Origin of the sequence: Pseudarthrobacter sp. NIBRBAC000502772 (assembly GCF_006517235.1) — a bacterium.
Lineage (GTDB): Bacteria > Actinomycetota > Actinomycetes > Actinomycetales > Micrococcaceae > Arthrobacter.
This window is the reverse complement of the sequence record NZ_CP041188.1, coordinates 2,977,478-2,992,948: the sequence shown is the minus strand read 5'-3', so window position 1 is coordinate 2,992,948 and position 15,471 is coordinate 2,977,478. Positions and strand designations below refer to the sequence as shown.

General features: G+C 64.7%; 15 protein-coding genes and 1 tRNA gene. 6 read left to right on the top strand and 10 right to left on the bottom strand.

All coding sequences use genetic code 11. From position 1 onward, the window contains the following. Positions 1-74 precede the first annotated feature (74 nt). The 5 genes from dop to NIBR502772_RS13720 all read right to left on the bottom strand — a co-directional run bounded on the left by dop (position 75) and on the right by NIBR502772_RS13720 (position 6,607). The gene (gene dop, locus NIBR502772_RS13740) at positions 75-1,748 is read right to left on the bottom strand and encodes a depupylase/deamidase Dop (protein ID WP_371706669.1); all 1,674 of its coding nucleotides are present in this window, start codon (positions 1,746-1,748) and stop codon (positions 75-77) included. Further along, complete coding sequence (gene arc / locus NIBR502772_RS13735) at positions 1,745-3,496, bottom strand: proteasome ATPase (protein ID WP_141140624.1); 1,752 nt, start codon at positions 3,494-3,496, stop codon at positions 1,745-1,747. Before arc ends, dop begins: the two co-directional genes overlap by 4 nt. An 83-nt stretch (positions 3,497-3,579) precedes the next feature. After that, positions 3,580-4,641, bottom strand: coding sequence for a tRNA (adenine-N1)-methyltransferase (locus tag NIBR502772_RS13730; RefSeq protein WP_104061484.1), 1,062 nt, complete (start codon positions 4,639-4,641; stop codon positions 3,580-3,582). 113 nt (positions 4,642-4,754) lie between these two features. Further along, positions 4,755-5,921, bottom strand: coding sequence for a site-2 protease family protein (locus NIBR502772_RS13725; protein ID WP_141140623.1), 1,167 nt, complete (start codon positions 5,919-5,921; stop codon positions 4,755-4,757). Then, positions 5,918-6,607: an HAD family phosphatase gene (locus NIBR502772_RS13720; RefSeq protein WP_246848803.1), complete on the bottom strand. Its 690-nt coding sequence runs from the start codon at positions 6,605-6,607 to the stop codon at positions 5,918-5,920. Before NIBR502772_RS13720 ends, NIBR502772_RS13725 begins: the two co-directional genes overlap by 4 nt. Before the next feature lie 198 nt (positions 6,608-6,805). Here NIBR502772_RS13720 and NIBR502772_RS13715 point away from each other — a divergent pair, with 198 nt between their 5' ends. Continuing rightward, the gene (locus NIBR502772_RS13715; protein WP_141140621.1) at positions 6,806-7,711 is read left to right on the top strand and encodes a PAC2 family protein; all 906 of its coding nucleotides are present in this window, start codon (positions 6,806-6,808) and stop codon (positions 7,709-7,711) included. Here the strand turns inward: NIBR502772_RS13715 and mshC are convergent. After that, positions 7,708-8,985: a cysteine--1-D-myo-inosityl 2-amino-2-deoxy-alpha-D-glucopyranoside ligase gene (mshC, locus tag NIBR502772_RS13710; protein ID WP_141140620.1), complete on the bottom strand. Its 1,278-nt coding sequence runs from the start codon at positions 8,983-8,985 to the stop codon at positions 7,708-7,710. The genes NIBR502772_RS13715 and mshC overlap by 4 nt on opposite strands. 15 nt (positions 8,986-9,000) lie before the next feature. Beyond that, positions 9,001-9,834: an undecaprenyl-diphosphate phosphatase gene (locus NIBR502772_RS13705; RefSeq protein ID WP_104061480.1), complete on the bottom strand. Its 834-nt coding sequence runs from the start codon at positions 9,832-9,834 to the stop codon at positions 9,001-9,003. A 50-nt stretch (positions 9,835-9,884) separates the two neighbouring features. Between NIBR502772_RS13705 and NIBR502772_RS13700 the strand changes: the two genes are divergently transcribed. Further along, positions 9,885-10,820 (top strand): aldo/keto reductase, encoded by a 936-nt coding sequence (locus NIBR502772_RS13700; protein WP_141140619.1) that lies wholly within the window; start codon positions 9,885-9,887, stop codon positions 10,818-10,820. A gap of 56 nt (positions 10,821-10,876) precedes the next feature. On the opposite strand, the gene NIBR502772_RS13695 is transcribed toward NIBR502772_RS13700, so the two are convergent. Then, entirely contained in the window at positions 10,877-11,143 is a 267-nt protein-coding gene (locus NIBR502772_RS13695) for a hypothetical protein (protein ID WP_056339953.1), read from the bottom strand. A gap of 39 nt (positions 11,144-11,182) precedes the next feature. Between NIBR502772_RS13695 and NIBR502772_RS13690 the strand changes: the two genes are divergently transcribed. Next, a complete protein-coding gene (locus NIBR502772_RS13690) occupies positions 11,183-11,416 on the top strand; it encodes a DUF5703 family protein (protein WP_056339951.1) in 234 nt (77 codons plus the stop codon). A 50-nt stretch (positions 11,417-11,466) separates the two neighbouring features. Here NIBR502772_RS13690 and NIBR502772_RS13685 read toward each other — a convergent pair whose 3' ends face one another. Continuing rightward, positions 11,467-12,627, bottom strand: a complete 1,161-nt coding sequence (locus tag NIBR502772_RS13685) for an acyl-CoA dehydrogenase family protein (protein ID WP_141140618.1) — start codon at positions 12,625-12,627, stop codon at positions 11,467-11,469. Between the two features lie 12 nt (positions 12,628-12,639). Next, positions 12,640-13,944 (bottom strand): M20/M25/M40 family metallo-hydrolase, encoded by a 1,305-nt coding sequence (locus NIBR502772_RS13680; protein ID WP_141140617.1) that lies wholly within the window; start codon positions 13,942-13,944, stop codon positions 12,640-12,642. Between the two features lie 171 nt (positions 13,945-14,115). Between NIBR502772_RS13680 and NIBR502772_RS13675 the strand changes: the two genes are divergently transcribed. The 3 genes from NIBR502772_RS13675 to NIBR502772_RS13660 all read left to right on the top strand — a co-directional run bounded on the left by NIBR502772_RS13675 (position 14,116) and on the right by NIBR502772_RS13660 (position 15,393). Further along, a tRNA-Leu gene (locus NIBR502772_RS13675) sits at positions 14,116-14,198 on the top strand. Between the two features lie 74 nt (positions 14,199-14,272). Beyond that, the gene (locus tag NIBR502772_RS13670) at positions 14,273-14,887 is read left to right on the top strand and encodes a hypothetical protein (protein WP_246848525.1); all 615 of its coding nucleotides are present in this window, start codon (positions 14,273-14,275) and stop codon (positions 14,885-14,887) included. Positions 14,888-15,090: 203 nt separating this feature from the next. After that, complete coding sequence (locus NIBR502772_RS13660; protein ID WP_056339942.1) at positions 15,091-15,393, top strand: DUF4193 domain-containing protein; 303 nt, start codon at positions 15,091-15,093, stop codon at positions 15,391-15,393. Positions 15,394-15,471 lie beyond the last annotated feature (78 nt).

Here is a 15,471-nt window from a genome sequence, read left to right as displayed (position 1 = left end):
CCTCTGAAATCCTCGGATCCGGGCGGATCTGCTGATACGCCCATATTGCCACGCTGTCCGCCCGACGGCGCGGTTTACGCCGCAGGCGGAGCGGTGTTATGCCCCAAAAGTTCGGCGAGGAACGGACCGGCCGTCCGGTGGCGGGCAAAGAGCCCTCCCGTGAGGGCCTTGGTGCCGCGCAGGGGTTCCCTGGTTGGCACGCGCTGAAGCCGGCCGTAGCCCGGAACATCGAAGATGACCGAGTCCCAGCTGGCCCCCACCACGTCTTTGCCAAAGCTGCTGATGCACCGTCCGCGGAAGAAGGCACGCGTGTCCGACGGCGGTTCGGTCATCGCTGCGGCGATGGCTCCGTCGTCGACGATCCGCTGCATGCGGTTCCGTGCCAGGAACCGGTAGTACAGTCCCTTCTCCGGCCTGATGTCTGCCCACTGGAGGTCCACGAGGCCGAGCCGCGCGTCACCCCAGGCAAGGTTGTCGCGGTTCCGGTAACCCTCGAGGAGGGAGAGCTTGGCCAACCACTCCACGGAGGTGGCCGCCGCGTTCCTGTCGGAATCGAGCTGGGTCAACGTGGCAGCCCAGCGCTCCAGCACCTGATGTGTATGGCCGTCCCCGTCCACGGCATCGGCTACGCCGGTGTCCTGCGCCAGCTTGGCCGCCGCCTCGTGGTAGATCCATTGCAGGTCGAGGGCCGTCACGCGGCGCCCGTCCAGCAGCCTGAGTTTGGCTGTCAGCGACGTGTCGTGGCTGACTGCCTGGAGGGCTGCGACGGGTTCGTGGACCTCCACCTTGGGCGCCAGCCCGGCCTCGATCAGGCTCAGGACCATGGCAGTGGTGCCGAACTTGAGGTAGTTCGAGGATTGGCTCAGGTTGGCGTCCCCGATGATCACATGCAGGCGCCGGTATTTGTCGGCGGTGGCGTGCGGCTCATCCCGGGTGTTGATGATGGGACGCCGGATGGTGGTTTCCAGGCCCACCTCCGCCTCGAAGAAGTCTGCGCGCTGGCTGATCTGGTACCCGGGCGTGGAGCTGTCCTGCCCCAGGCCCACCCGCCCGGCGCCGCAGATGATCTGCCGCGTGACGAAGAACGGCGTCAGCCCCCGCACGATGTCCCCGAAGGGTACCGAGCGTGGCATGAGGTAGTTCTCGTGGGAGCCGTAGGAGACGGATTTGTTGTCCGTATTGTTTTTGTACAGGTTGACCGGAGGGAGCTCGGGATCCGCGGCCAGGCGGCGGACGGCCGCCAGCGCGACGAGGTCCCCGGCTGCATCCCAGATCACCGCATCGCGGGGGTTGGTCACCTCGGCACTGGAGTACTCCGGATGGGCATGATCCACGTACAGGCGGGCTCCGTTGCCCAGGACCATGTTCATCAGGAGGCTGCCGGACTCGTCCTCGCCGTCCAGTTCCAATTCCTCGCGGCCGTAGGCAAGCGCCACCGCTTCGGCGTCGAGTACCGGCGGCTGGTCTGTCAGCTGGCTGGGGTGGGCCGAGGCCCTTTCGAGGGTCCAGCCACGGGCGTCGTGGAGGGGCTCCTCGTCCGTGTAATCCCACCGGGTCTCTGCCCCTCCGGCCGCCCTTTGCCGCGTCACCTGGGCATAAGCCTGGACAACGCGGGCGGACATCATGGTGGCGTTTGCTCCGGGCGCGGACGGGGCGTGGATGCCGTATTCCGTTTCCGCCCCCATGACACGCATGGCCCCGCCGGCCGGGAGCCCTCCCCCGCCGGCGCGTTCCGGGGCTGCCGTCACAGGTACTGTCCCGTGTTCGGCATCGTTTCGATGGACTTGCCGGGCTCCTGGCCTGCCTTACCCTGCACGATGGTGCGGATGTAGGTGATCCGTTCGCCCTTCTTGCCTGAGATCCGCGCCCAGTCGTCCGGGTTGGTGGTGTTGGGCATGTCCTCGTGCTCGCGGAATTCATCCACCACGGCACGCAGCAGGTGCTCGATCCGAAGACCCTTCTGGTGCAGTGTCAGCAGATCCTTGATGGCGTACTTCTTGGCCCGGTCCACAACGTTCTGGACTACGGCGCCTGAATTGAAGTCCTTGAAATAGAGCATTTCCGTATCGCCGTTGGCGTAGGTGACTTCCAGGTACTCGTTGGACTTCTCCGTGGAGTACATGGCTTCAACCGTCCGCTGGACCATGGCGTCCACTGTCGCCTGGACGTCGCCGTCGTGTTCGGCGAGGTCGGACTCGTGGAACGGCAGGTCCGTCGTGATGTATTTGTTGAAGATATCGGCCGCGGCCTCTGCGTCGGGGCGCTGGATTTTGACTTTCACGTCCAGCCGACCGGGGCGGAGGATGGCGGGGTCGATCATGTCCTCGCGGTTGGATGCACCGATCACAATGACGTTGTCCAGCCGCTCCACGCCGTCGATCTCACTCAGCAGCTGCGGGACGATGGTGGTCTCGACGTCGGAGGAGATCCCGGTTCCACGTGTACGGAACAGCGAATCCATTTCGTCAAAGAAGACCACTACGGGGCTGCCGTCCGAGGCCTTCTCGCGGGCCCGGGAGAAAATCAGGCGGATGTGGCGCTCTGTCTCGCCCACGTACTTGTCCAGAAGCTCCGGACCCTTGATGTTGAGGAAATAGCTCTTCAGGTCCACATTGCCGGACCGTTCCGCGGCACGGGCGGCGAGGGAGTTGGCAACAGCCTTCGCAATCAGGGTCTTGCCGCACCCTGGCGGACCGTACAGCAGGATGCCCTTCGGGGCTTTCAGCCCGTGCTCGCGGTAGAGGTCCGGGTGCAGGAACGGCAGTTCCACCGCGTCGCGGATCTGCTCGATCTGCGGACCGAGGCCGCCGATGTCCTCGTAGGTGATGTCGGGGACTTCTTCGAGGACCAGGTTCTCCACTTCGGAGCGGGGCACTTTTTCGAGGGCGTAACCGGTGCGCGAGTCGATGGACAGTGCGTCCCCCACCCTGAGCTTTTCGGTGAGCAGGGCTCCGGAGAGCCTGATGACACGCTCCTCGTCCGCCCGCCCCACCACCAGTGCGCGGTCCGTTCCGAGCATTTCCTTGAGGGTGGCGAGTTCACCGGCGCGTTCATAGCCGAGGCCGGCAACAACCAGCAATGCCTCGTTGAGGAGGACCTCCTGGCCGACTGCCAGTTGGCTGATGTTGACCAGGGGGCTGATGCCCACCCGCATCTTCCGGCCGGCGTTGAAAATGTCCACCGATTCTTCGGTGGCAGCCTGGCCGCTATTGCCCGCTGACGGCAGCCGCCTGGGATTGAGCTGCAGGACGGTGCCGAAGCTGTACGGGGGCTGGCCCTCCTGGTCCAGGGCATTTTTCAGCCGCAGAATCTCGGCCTTGGCCGCTTCCAGCATGCTGACCAGCTTCGCGTTGTTCTGCGTGGCGGCCGCAAGCTGGCGGTCAATGTGCCTGAGCTTGTCGCGGAGGACATTGGCCTGCCGCTCCGCAGCCGTCAGTTCGTTGGCGGCCGACTGCTCCGCCGGTGTACGTCCGGAGTCCTGATTCGGCGTCTCCATGGTGCATCAGCCCCTTCCTGCTCTTCTTCTTAAGACCTTAGCCCCAAGTTGGCAGGTACTGCTGGAGACTCCCGAAATGTGGACTAGTTCGTGATCTCCGGTTCGTCCTTGACGTTGGTTCCGGCAATGGCATCGCGCGCGGCCCGGCGCAGCTTCTTGTCCGAGACGAGGCGTTCGCCGACGGCACCGGGTGTCCAGGCGTTGACGTCTTCTTCGTTGAAGCCAGTCTTGGAGGGACGGCGCTTGACGGAGATGCCGGTGACGCCGTCGGCAAGCCGGCGGGTGACCAGCAGGAAGCCGGTGTGGGCCACCATGCGGTGGTCCGGGCGGACAGCCAGGCCCTCAAGGTGCCACCCGCGGACCATGGACTCCCAGGCGTCGGGTTCGGTGAAGCGGCCATCAGCCCTGATGGCCTCCGCGGTCCGGGAGAGCTGGGTGACCGTGGCAACGTAGTTGATCCAGACGCCGCCGGGAGCGAGGACAGTGGCGACGGCATCAAGGCACTCCCAGGGAGCCAGCATGTCCAGCACGACACGGTCCACGGATCCGGGTGCCTCGCTGCGGACTACTTCCTCCTGGAAGTCGCCAAGGGAGATCCTCCACGCCGGGTGCGGGCCGCCAAAGATGGTTTCTACATTCCCGCGGGCGATGTCCGCAAATTCCTCACGGCGCTCGAAGGAGTGGAGGTAGCCGTTGTCGCCAACGGCCCGGAGCAGCGAGATGGACAACGCTCCGGAGCCAACGCCGGCTTCAACAACCCTGGCGCCGGGGAAGATATCGGCCATGGTGACGATCTGGCCGGCGTCCTTCGGGTAGACCACTGCGGCGCCACGCGGCATGGAAAGGACAAAGTCCGAGAGGAGCGGGCGCAGCGTCTGGTACTGCTGGCCGACGTTGTTCACGACGACTGAGCCATCTGCTTTTCCGATGATCTCGTCGTGGTTCAGGAAGCCGCGGTGCGTGTGGAAGGCGCCGCCGCTTTCAAGAGAGATCGTGTTCATGCGGCCGCGCTCGTCGGTCAGCTGGACCCGTTCGCCTTCGCGGAAAGGCCCGCGGCGGCGGGCAGCTCCCACCGGCTGGGTGCCATTGGCGGCAACACCGGTGGTGGTTGGTGCTGCGGCTTCGGCGGCAGTTTCACTGCTCATGGATTTTCCTCGCTCCTGTAAAACTGTGGGGCCACGCATCGAAATAGGTCCGCCGGGTGTGGCGCTGGCCTCCGGGCGGCCACGCGGCGGCAATGCACGGCCGGCACGTAACTCTACCGGCTTTGACCCTGAGGATGCCTATTTGACGGGTCAGCCTTGCCGGTGATGGCGGCCACCACCACGTTCTGCGCCAGAAGGCCGGTGACCGTGCCGTGATGGTCCACCACGGCATATTCGTGACCGTCCAGCTGGGAAAGGTACTGGATCAGTTCCTGCCCCTGGGACGACTCAGGTACGTAGGCTCCCGCCGCGAGGGCATAGGACACTGCCGTGGCAGGCGTGGAGCCGGCGGCGTAGTCAGGAACCGCGGCGAGGGCACCGGGATCCACAACACCCTGCGGGCGTCCATCCGGCCCGCAGACCACAACGGCGCGTGAACCGCCCGGTGACAGCCTGCGGATGTCCGCCACCACCGCGGTGGCTGGAATTCCGACGGCGGGAGCCGCCAGGGCAGCGGCGCTGACCAGATGCATCCTTCCGCGCAGGGTGCCCTGCTGGATTGCGGCGCTGGCACCCATCCAGAGGAAGCCGCCAACGAGGACGGTGATCATCAGGAGGCTGATATCTGGTGTCTCACCGGCCAGCAGCGGCCGGGCAATGAACCAGAAGCCCAGCGCCACCACGATGACGCGGCCGGCCCAGCCGGCGGCGACGGTGCCTTTGGCCTGGCTCCCGGTTGCTTTCCAGACGGCCGACTCAACGATCCTGCCCCCGTCCAGCGGGAGTCCGGGCAGAACATTGAAGATGCCGATGACGAAGTTGGCCCACATAAAGATGTTCGTGAGTATTTCGGCCACGGTGCCCATGCTGGTGGTGGACAGGACCACCCAGGCGCCGCCGGCGAGGACCAGGTTGGCAGCCGGCCCTGCCAGAGCCACGATGACCGAGCGCGCCGGCGTCGCCGTGAAATTCTCAAACTGGGTGTGGCCGCCCCAGAGATTCAGCACGATCTTCTGCGTGGGCCAGCCGTAGATCTTGGCTGTGAGGGCGTGCGCCAGTTCGTGGACCAGGACTGAGATCAGGAGCAGCAGGGCGTACGCGAACGCCATGTAGTAAGCGGAAATGCCCAACACCGGATTCTGCTCCAAGAGAAGGGGCCCGTAGACAATGACGGTAAAGGCGGCGATCACAAACCACGAGTAGGCCAGAATGACCGGGATTCCGGCGATCCTGCCGAGCGGTATTCCTTCGCGGCGGGCGGGGGCGGGCGCGGAACTCATGACGGGCTCCCCGTCACGAGCATTGCAGATCCAGCCGCCGCGGCGGCCAGGCTGCCCGCGGCGATGGCCTCCAGCTCGGAAACGGTGCGGCCGGCCAAGGATTCCCAGGTGGTGTGCCTGGGATCGTCGGGGATCGGGACAATGTGCGGAATGGCGACGGTGGCGACGCCCGAGGCCACAGCAGCAGCCACTCCCGGCGCGGAGTCCTCCAGGGCGACGCAGTGATCCACGGTCAGGTCCGGGTCCGCTTCCTGAAGCAGCTCCACTGCCTTCAGGTATGCTTCCGGGTGCGGCTTGCCCTGGGTGACGGTGTCCCCCGTGACCAGGAATTCGAAGTAAGGCTTGGGCAGGCTCGCGACAATTTCGCGGGCCAACGGCTCCTCCGACATGGTCACCAGCGCGCATCGTACTCCGGCGACGTGCAGGTCATCCAGCAGTTCCCGCGCCCCGGGACGCCAGGGAACAGAGTGCCGGACGCTCCTGATGACCTCAGAGGTCAGGGTGTCGATGATCTCCCGGCGCTCCAGCCGGACACCGGCTGCCTGCAGGATTCCGGCCGAATACGTCAGCGACTGACCCACGAGCTGCATGGCCTGCCCGTGTGACCAGGTGCCGCCATGCGCTTCCACAAGGGCGTGCTCCGCGGCAATCCAGTAGCGTTCAGTGTCCACAATAGTGCCGTCCATATCCCAAAGAACGGCTCTGAGCGGGGAAACGGAGGGTAGGGATCGCATGTTCCCAGTCTACGGGGCGCACCTGAACGCCAGCCGGTGGATACGCCCTCGGCGAATATCAGCATTGCCTTCGGGCGCGCACGCGCCCCGGCGCACTTTTTGGCCCTTCATTCAATGCGTCGCGCCGGTTCTTGGACGTAGGGTGATGAGATGAATAGCTTCGACGGAGACACCGCGGAACCGGGTGCCGCACCTGAACCGGAGCAGTTCCTGCTGCCAGTGGCGGACGGGGAGCGCATTACTGTGATGCTGGCCGCGTTTGAAGGCTGGAACGATGCCGGCGAAGCCGCCAGTGATTCCTTGCGCTACCTGAACAGGGTTTGGGGCGGCAAGAAGGTCGCGTCCATTGACGCAGACGAATACTACGATTTCCAGTTCACGCGTCCCACGGTCCGAAGGAACGCCTCGGGGGAACGCAAGATCAAGTGGCCCTCCACGCGGATCTACAAGGCCAGTGCGCCGGATTCGAACGTGGACGTCATTTTCGTCCAGGGCATTGAGCCGTCCTACAAGTGGCGGGCCTATACGGCGGAACTGCTGGTCCACGCCGAAGCGCTGAAGGTGGACTACGTGGTCCTGGTGGGGGCCCTTCTGGCAGACGTTCCGCACAGCAGGCCGATTCCGGTCAGCACCTCCTCTGACGACGCTGCGTTGCGGGAACGCCTCAACCTTGAAGCATCCCAGTATGAAGGGCCCGTCGGCATCGTCGGAGTACTGTCCGAAGTGTCCCTCCTGGCGGGCCTTCCTACTGTTTCCCTCTGGGCAGCCGTCCCGCATTACGTGGCCCAGGCCCCGTCACCCAAGGCGCAGCTGGCTCTCCTGCACCGGGTCGAGGAATTGATCCAGGTCCCGCTGGACACGCACGAACTGGCGGAAGAGGCGGCTGCGTGGGAGCGCGGCGTCGATGAGTTGGCTACCGAGGATCCTGAGATCGCCGCGTACGTCCGCCAGCTGGAAGAGGCAAAAGATACGGCCGATCTTCCGGAGGCGAGCGGCGAATCCATTGCGCGGGAGTTTGAGCGCTATCTCAAGCGTCGGGGCCGGGACAAGCCCTAAAGTACGACGCCGAGCAAGGCGTCCAGGGCGTCCCTGACCAGGGCCTGATCATGCTGGCTGCCCGCTGCCGCGGCGGAGTCCGCCGAGGCAGCCCAGCGGTCAACAGCTTCCAGGGTGGCCGGTGCGTTCAGGTCAGCTGCAAGGGCGGACCGCATTTCTGCGATCAGGCCGGGGGCCGATCCTTCCGGCGAGGTGGCGACGGCGCTGCGCCACGCAGCCAGGCGGTCCTTCGCGGCTTCAAACCCTTCACCGGTCCAGGACCAGTCTGAACGGTAATGGTGGGCCAGGATGGCCAGGCGGATGGCAGCCGGATCTTCTCCCTCGGCCCGAAGTTTGGACACCAGGACCAGGTTGCCCTTGGACTTGCTCATCTTTTCGCCGTCCAGGCCCACCATGCCGGCGTGGGCATAGTGGTGGGCCAGCGGCACTTCGGCGAGGGAATAGGCGTGACCGGCGCCCATCTCGTGGTGCGGGAAGATGAGGTCAGAGCCGCCGCCCTGGACAGTGAAGGGAGCCGGCAGGTACCGCTGGGCGATGACCGTGCATTCGATGTGCCAGCCAGGCCTGCCCTGGCCCAGCTCGCCACCCGGCCAGCTGGGCTCGCCGTCACGGGCAACCCGCCAGAGCAGGGGGTCCAGGGCCTGCCGCTTGCCGGCCCGGCCCGGGTCGCCGCCGCGTTCGGCGAACAGTTCCAGCATTTCGGCTTCACCGAGGCGCGAGATCGAGCCTAGGGTCCAGGCGTCCGGCGCGACCGACTGCTTGCCGGCAGCTTCGACGTCGTAGTAGACGTCGCCGTCGGGCTCCCCTGCCGTACCAGGGACGCGGTAGGCCAGCCCCAGCCGGACCAGCCGTTCGATGGCCGGAACAATGATGTCAACTGATTCAACGGCACCCACGTAGTGGTCCGGCGAGAGGACGTTCAGGGCCTCCATGTCGGTCTGGAAGAGTTCAATCTGGCTCGCGGCCAGGTCCCGCCAGTCCACACCGGTGGCAGTCGCGCGCTCCAGCAGGGGGTCGTCGACGTCGGTGACGTTCTGGACGTAGGAAACCTGCTGGCCGGCGTCACGCCAGGCCCTGTTCAGCAGGTCAAAGGCGACGTAGCTGGCCGCATGGCCCATGTGGGTTGCGTCGTAGGGAGTGATCCCGCAGACGTACATGGATTGCTCTCCCCCGGACCGCAGCGTGACCTCACTCCCCTTAGCGGTGTCGAACAGCCGGATGGCAGGCATGGCGCCGGGCAGCGCAGGGACAGGGCGGGAGGTCCAGGATTTCACAGCCTAAGCCTACGGCTAGGCGCTGATGACATTGAAACCGAGCAAGAGATACAGGGCCAGGCCCAGGAAGATCCGGTACCAGACGAAGAGCCGGTAGCTTCGGGTGGAAATGAACTTGAGGAACCAACCGATGATCACGTAGCCCACCACCAGGGCGATGACGGTGGCCAGCGCCGTCTCCGGGAGGCCGTAGGGGCCGGTGATGCCTTCCTTGGAGACCACTTTGTACAGCTGGTAAAGGCCGCTGCCGAACACAGCCGGGATAGCCAGGAGGAACGAATACCGCGCGGCGGCTTCGCGTGTGTAGCCCATCAGGAGACCTGCGGTGATGGTGCCGCCGGATCGCGACACACCGGGAATAAGAGCCAGGGCCTGGGCGAAGCCGTACAAAATGCCGTGTTTGTAGGTGAGCTGGGTGAGGTCCCGGTCCTGCTTTCCGATCGCGTCGGCCACGGCCAGAAAGAGCCCGAAGACGATCAGCATGGTGGCGACGAGCCACAGGCTCCTCAGCACCGACTCGATCTGGTCCTGGAACAGCAGACCCAGCACGATGATGGGGAGGCTGCCCAGGATCACCAGCCAGCCCATGCGGGCATCCGGGTCCTGCCGGGAGACTCTTCCGGTCAGCGATCCCGCCCAAGCCTTGACGATCCGCACGATGTCGCGCCAGAAGTAGATCACCACCGCCGTTTCGGTGCCAAGCTGCGTGATGGCGGTAAACGCGGCTCCGGGATCGGATGCGTTGGGCAGGAACTGCCCCACAATCCGCAGGTGCGCGCTCGATGAAATCGGTAGAAATTCGGTAAGTCCCTGCACTAGGCCCAGCAGGGCCGCCTCAAACCAGTTCACGCTAAGACCCTACGTCATGGACACTGTTGATTCCCCGTAAGCTTGCAGCTATGCAGCAGCGTTACGTCGGCAACAGTGGATTGCGAGTCTCCGCCCTTTCCCTCGGCACCATGTCCTGGTCCGGCGATACCGACGAACAGGACGCCTCGGAGATATTGCGGACATTTATCGATGGTGGCGGAAAACTCATAGATACCGCGGCGTCTTACTCCGAAGGCCGCGCCGAGGCGATGATCGGCTCTCTCCTGGGTGACGTCGTCTCCCGCACCGAAGTCTGCATTTCCACCAAGGCGGGGATGACGACGTCGGAGGGCCGGCGCACGGTGGACACGTCACGTAACGCGATGCTCACCGGCCTGGACGCAAGCCTGGCCAGGCTGGGGACTGACTACGTGGATATCTGGTTTGCCCAGGCATGGGACGGCAACGTTCCGCTGGACGAGACCTTGTCCGCGCTTGAATTCGCACTCCGGAGCGGCCGCGCCCGCTATGCGGGGATCTCCAACTTCAACGGGTGGCAAAGCGCCAAGGCAGCGGCGGTGGCCGGATTTCCGCTTGTAGCCGCGCAGGCTGAATATTCGCTCCTGCAGCGAAAGGCGGAAGCGGAACTGGTTCCCGCCGTCGAAGATGCCGGCCTGGGACTGATGGCCTGGGCTCCGCTGGGACGCGGCGTCCTGACTGGCAAGTACCGCGGCACCATTCCCGCCGGTTCCCGGGCGGCAAGGACAGACTCCGCACCCTACGTAGAGCCGTATCTGGAGGCGCTGCCGTCCAGCGTGGTGGAAGCCGTGGCCATGGCGGCCAAGGGCCTGGGCCGGACACCGCTGGATGTCTCGCTGAGCTGGCTGTTGTCCCAGCATGGCGTGGCCACGGCCATCGTGGGGCCCAGGACTCCCGTGCAGGCGAAAGAAATCATGGCAGCCCAACTGACCAGGTTGCCGCCCGAAATTGCCTGCGCTCTCGAGGACGTTTCCCTGCCCGGCTGACGCGCCGTTCAGGGCCGCGGCGTTAGGTCGTTGCCCGCGATGGCGGCGTGGAGTTCTCAGTCCTCGAGGATTTCCAGGTCCTCGTCGTCATCGATGCCGGCTTCATCGTCCTCGTCTTCTTCATCATCGAAGACCTGAAGGGGTGTAACTTCGCTGTAAGCCTCGTAGAGTGCGTCTTCATAAACCTCGAAAGCATCCGCGACCGCAAAAAAAGCCGCTTCCACCGCGGGATCGCCATCTCCACGCCGGTTGGATGCTGCTATAAGGTGTTCTTCCAAGGCGGTTGTCAAGGACTGAAGCGCGACACGCGGATCGATGCTCATGCCTTCACGTTAGCCGGAAAAGGACGAAAATGGAGAGCAATGAAGGAACATTTTCTCACCAGCTCGGTCCAGCGCGAACGGGACATTCTTAGGCAGTACGAGTACCTCGTCCTGACGGTCAGCCCTGACGATTCGCTGCCTGACGCCAGGCGCCGGCTTGTGGAGCATTCCGAGTACGGCAAGTGGGAGCTGGAACGCAGCAAGCTGTATTTGGGCGGCGGCAGGCGCTTCTGGCTCCGCCGCCGGGTGATGCAGGTCCAGCGGACCGTGTAGGAACTGTCCGGCCAGCGGACCGTATAGGGATTAAGGGGCCAGTGGCCTGTTCAGTCCGCCAGCGGACCCAGCCACGCGTTCGCCACGGTGTTGTGCGCCGACTCATCGTCTGATGGGTGGAACATCCCCGCCAGCACGTCCCGGTACAGGCGTTCAAGCTCCGACCCACGAAAGTAGCTGGAGCCGCCACCCACCCTGATGGCCAGGTCCACAACGCGGCGGGCCGTTTCAGTTGCATTGACCTTCAGCCCCACAAGTTTGGGAAACCACTGCGGCCCGTGCTCGACGAGCGCATCCACATCGCGGCTGACGGTCAGCAGCTGGGGGTAGAGGTTATCCATGGCCATGGCGGCCTCCGCGACCTTCCAGCGGATATCCGGATCCTGCGCATAGCTGCGGCCGGAGTGCTTGAAGGACGTGCGGCGCTTGACGGCCTCAACACCCAGGTCCAGGGCACGTTCGCCAATGCCGGTGTACACGGCAGCCAGCAATGTCTCGAAGCACGCGAAGATGGCGAAAATCAGCGGATCGGCGTTAGGTCCCACCGGGAGTTTGCGGAAGATCCTCTCCGGCGGGACCTCGGCGCCGTCCAGGACGGTGGTGTTTGACTGGCTGGCCCGCATGCCCAGGGTGTTCCAGTCATCCAGGATGGCGTAGCCCGAGGCCTCCCGGCTGATGAACCCGTGCACCAGCTCCCCTTCGCCTTCCCTGGCCTGGGCGTCCTTGCCGAAGATTCCCAGCCGGGTCCAGGCGGGCGAAAGACTCGTGAAGATCTTGGTACCGGTGAAGCTGTACGCCCCGCCCGGCAGGGGAACGGCTGCCGTCTTTGAATCAAAAAGTACCGAATCGTTGCCGGCTTCGGAATTGCCGAAGGCGAAGACCTCGCCGTGGGCGGCCTCCTGCAGGACGAAGTCCAGGGATGGGTCGCCCCGTGCGGCCAGGACGTGCGCGACGCCGGTCCAGACCAGGTGCATGTTGATGGCCAGGGCGGTGGCCGGGGCCGCCGTTGCCAGCCGCCGCTGGCACTGTGCTGCCGCCTCCAGCCCAAGCCCCAGGCCGCCGTCGGACGCCGGCACAAAGAGCCTGAGGTAGCCGGCGGCGGTCAGCTCTTCGAGGTCTTCAAAGAAGAAGGTGTTGTCCCGGTCATAGCCCGCAGCACGGCCGCGGATCGCCTGGAGCAAGGGCTCCGGCAGGACTTCGTCGGGAGTCATGTCCGGGCCGGCTCAGTAATTGGTGAGGAGCGTGTTGAGCACCCTGGCGCCGAACTTCAGCGAATCCACCGGAACCCGCTCGTCCACACCGTGGAACATCCCGGTGAAATCGAGATCATCGGGCAGCTGGAGGGGAGCGAAGCCGTAGCCGGTGATACCGAGCCGGCTCAATGATTTGTTGTCCGTGCCGCCGGAGAGCGTATAGGGAAGCACTTTCGCCCCCGGATCCTCGGTGTGCAGGGCGTCGATCATGGAATCCACCAGGTTTCCGGCGAACGGGACCTCAAGCGAGACGTCGCTGTGAACGTAGCTGACGTCGACACCCGAACCGGCAAGCTCCCGCACGACCTCCAGCACGTGGTCCTGCTGGCCCGGGAGCGTCCGGCAGTCCACCAGGGCCTCAGCCGATTCGGGGATGACGTTGTGCTTGTAGCCGCCCTTGAGCAGCGTGGGATTGGTGGTGTTCTGCAGGGTTGCCCCCACAAAGCGCGCCACGGTGCCGAGCTGGTCGAGCAGGCGGTCCGGATTATCGGGATCGAATTCCACGCCCGTGAGTTCGGTCACGCCGTCCAGGAACTGCCGCGTAGTGGGCGTCAGCTCAATCGGCCACTTGTATTCGCCGATCCGGGTTACCGCCGCAGCCAGCCGGGTGACGGCGTTGTCCGTATTGATCTGGGAGCCGTGGCCAGCCCGGCCGTGCGCCACCAGCCGGAGCCAGGAGATGCCCTTCTCAGCCGTCTGCAGGAGGTAGGTGCGCTGCCCGCCGATGGTTGCCGAGAAGCCGCCTACCTCCGAGATGGCTTCGGTTGCGCCTTCGAACAGCTCGGGCCGCTTGTCGACCGCGTAGCGGGCGCCGTACTCACCGCCGGCTTCCTCGTCGGCGAAGAAGGCAAAGATAATGTCGCGCTTGGGCTTGCGCCCGGATCTGGCCAAATCCCGCATCACAGCAAGGATCATGGCGTCCATGTCCTTCATGTCCACGGCGCCGCGGCCCCAGATGAGTCCGTCTTTGAGTTCCGCGCCAAAGGGATCCACCGACCACTGTTCACGCAGGGCGGGCACTACATCGAGGTGCCCGTGCACCACCAACGCGCTGGCGGACGGATCCTCACCGGCCATCCGGGTCACAACACTTGCGCGGCCGGGCGCCGACTCGAAGATCTCGGCTGCGAGTCCTACTTCCTCGATGAGCCCGGCCGTGTATTCCGCGGCCACCCGCTCCCCAGGACCCGAGCCGTCACCGTAGTTCGACGTATCTATCCGGATGAGTTCCCGGCAGATCCGGACAACTTCATCCTCGGCACGGATGTCAGACATAGAAACTCCTTGGCAGTGGGAAGGCTGCAAACAACCTGCGTTCTCGTGTGCCCTCAGCCTACCCATCAGCCCCGATTCCATGTTTCCGGAAAGTTCGTGTTAGAGTTTTTCTCGCTGCTTCGGAGAAAAGCGAAACGCTGAAAGGCGGAAACGATCTCCGAATTACCACCTGCGCGGGTGGCGGAATGGCAGACGCGCTAGCTTGAGGTGCTAGTCCTCGAAAGGGGGTGGGGGTTCAAGTCCCCCTCCGCGCACAAATGGGAAAACCCCTGAAATCCACGGATTTCAGGGGTTTTTTCTGTTTCCGTCGACGGCCTAAGCTGGAGCCGTGAATCCAACCCCGCCGCCTGGCCCGCTTGACGTCGTCGTCCACTCCGGGCCGGCCGACTGGTGGGTAATCCTTGCCGGGCTTGGCCCCTTGGCTGTCCTGGTCGCGGCCCTGCTGGCCTTCTACATCAACTGGCGCACCCTGGCCCAGCGCACGTCAGCCGATAAGACAGCGCTGGACCAAAAACGCGAAGCCGACGAGCAGGCGCTCCGGCAGAAGACCGAGGCGGACAGCCGGGCGGAATGGTGGCGACGCACCCAGTGGGCCCTGGACCGCGCCCTGGATCAGGATGAAGGAACCAAGGCCTTGGGGCTTGCGACCTTAAACGTCCTCGCAGGCAGTGAGCTGGCCCGTGCCGAGGAGCTTGAACTGTTCGACGCGGCGTGGGAGTACGTGCCTGGCGGGGACGACAGTGACTGGACCGTGAGCGCAGGGTCCCCTGAACACGGGGACGTCCACGCACGCCCGAATGCCGCCTCTGTGCCGGACAGGAAGGTCACCCCTGCCAAGCACCGGGTTCAGGTGGCCGCCGCCCGGCTGCGCGTGACGCTCGACGAGCGCCTGGGGCGGATTACCCCGCCTCAGACCACGGCCCTGGCTGAGGAACTTGACTAGGTCTCGCGGCTGGGCCGCCGTGCGCTGACTTTCAGCCCCGGGCGCCATGGTGCCCAATGTCACCCGACACCGATCCCAGCGGGTGTCCGCACGGAAATATTGGCGCCGCAAAGAAATTTTCTTGCCAGGCTATTGGGGAATACCCGCCGGATGCTGTACGTTGCATACGCGACAGACGAACCAAAGAAAAGAGATACACCTAAGTGGCAACCGATTACGATGAACTTCGCTCCGACGTCAAGGAGTCGCAGGACAACTCACTCGAGGCACTGCAGTCCGCCAATGCTCCGGACGCCCGCAGCGTCGTCCTCGAGCTCGATGAGGCCGACGGGCTGGATGGCGCCGGCGTTCCGGGAGGCGAATTCGTTGCCGAGGAACTGGTCGTGCAGGTTATCCCGCAGGCTGAGGACGAGTTCACGTGCTACTCCTGCTTCCTGGTCCGGCACCGCTCCCAGATTGCGCGGCAGAAAGACGGACACAGCTACTGCACTGACTGCGAAGGCTGATTCAAGAAACCCGGAAATTCTTCCGTGGCGGCCGAGTTCCGCCAGCAGGAAGTTAAGGCACGCCCACGTTTAGTAGGC

Coding starts and splice junctions, on each gene's coding strand:
- arc (WP_141140624.1), bottom strand. CDS start 3,496: ATGGAGACGCCGAATCAGGACTCCGGACGTACACCGGCGGAGCAGTCG.
- NIBR502772_RS13730 (WP_104061484.1), bottom strand. CDS start 4,641: ATGAGCAGTGAAACTGCCGCCGAAGCCGCAGCACCAACCACCACCGGT.
- NIBR502772_RS13725 (WP_141140623.1), bottom strand. CDS start 5,921: ATGAGTTCCGCGCCCGCCCCCGCCCGCCGCGAAGGAATACCGCTCGGC.
- NIBR502772_RS13720 (WP_246848803.1), bottom strand. CDS start 6,607: ATGGACGGCACTATTGTGGACACTGAACGCTACTGGATTGCCGCGGAG.
- NIBR502772_RS13715 (WP_141140621.1), top strand. CDS start 6,806: ATGAATAGCTTCGACGGAGACACCGCGGAACCGGGTGCCGCACCTGAA.
- NIBR502772_RS13700 (WP_141140619.1), top strand. CDS start 9,885: ATGCAGCAGCGTTACGTCGGCAACAGTGGATTGCGAGTCTCCGCCCTT.
- NIBR502772_RS13695 (WP_056339953.1), bottom strand. CDS start 11,143: ATGAGCATCGATCCGCGTGTCGCGCTTCAGTCCTTGACAACCGCCTTG.
- NIBR502772_RS13690 (WP_056339951.1), top strand. CDS start 11,183: ATGAAGGAACATTTTCTCACCAGCTCGGTCCAGCGCGAACGGGACATT.
- NIBR502772_RS13685 (WP_141140618.1), bottom strand. CDS start 12,627: ATGACTCCCGACGAAGTCCTGCCGGAGCCCTTGCTCCAGGCGATCCGC.
- NIBR502772_RS13680 (WP_141140617.1), bottom strand. CDS start 13,944: ATGTCTGACATCCGTGCCGAGGATGAAGTTGTCCGGATCTGCCGGGAA.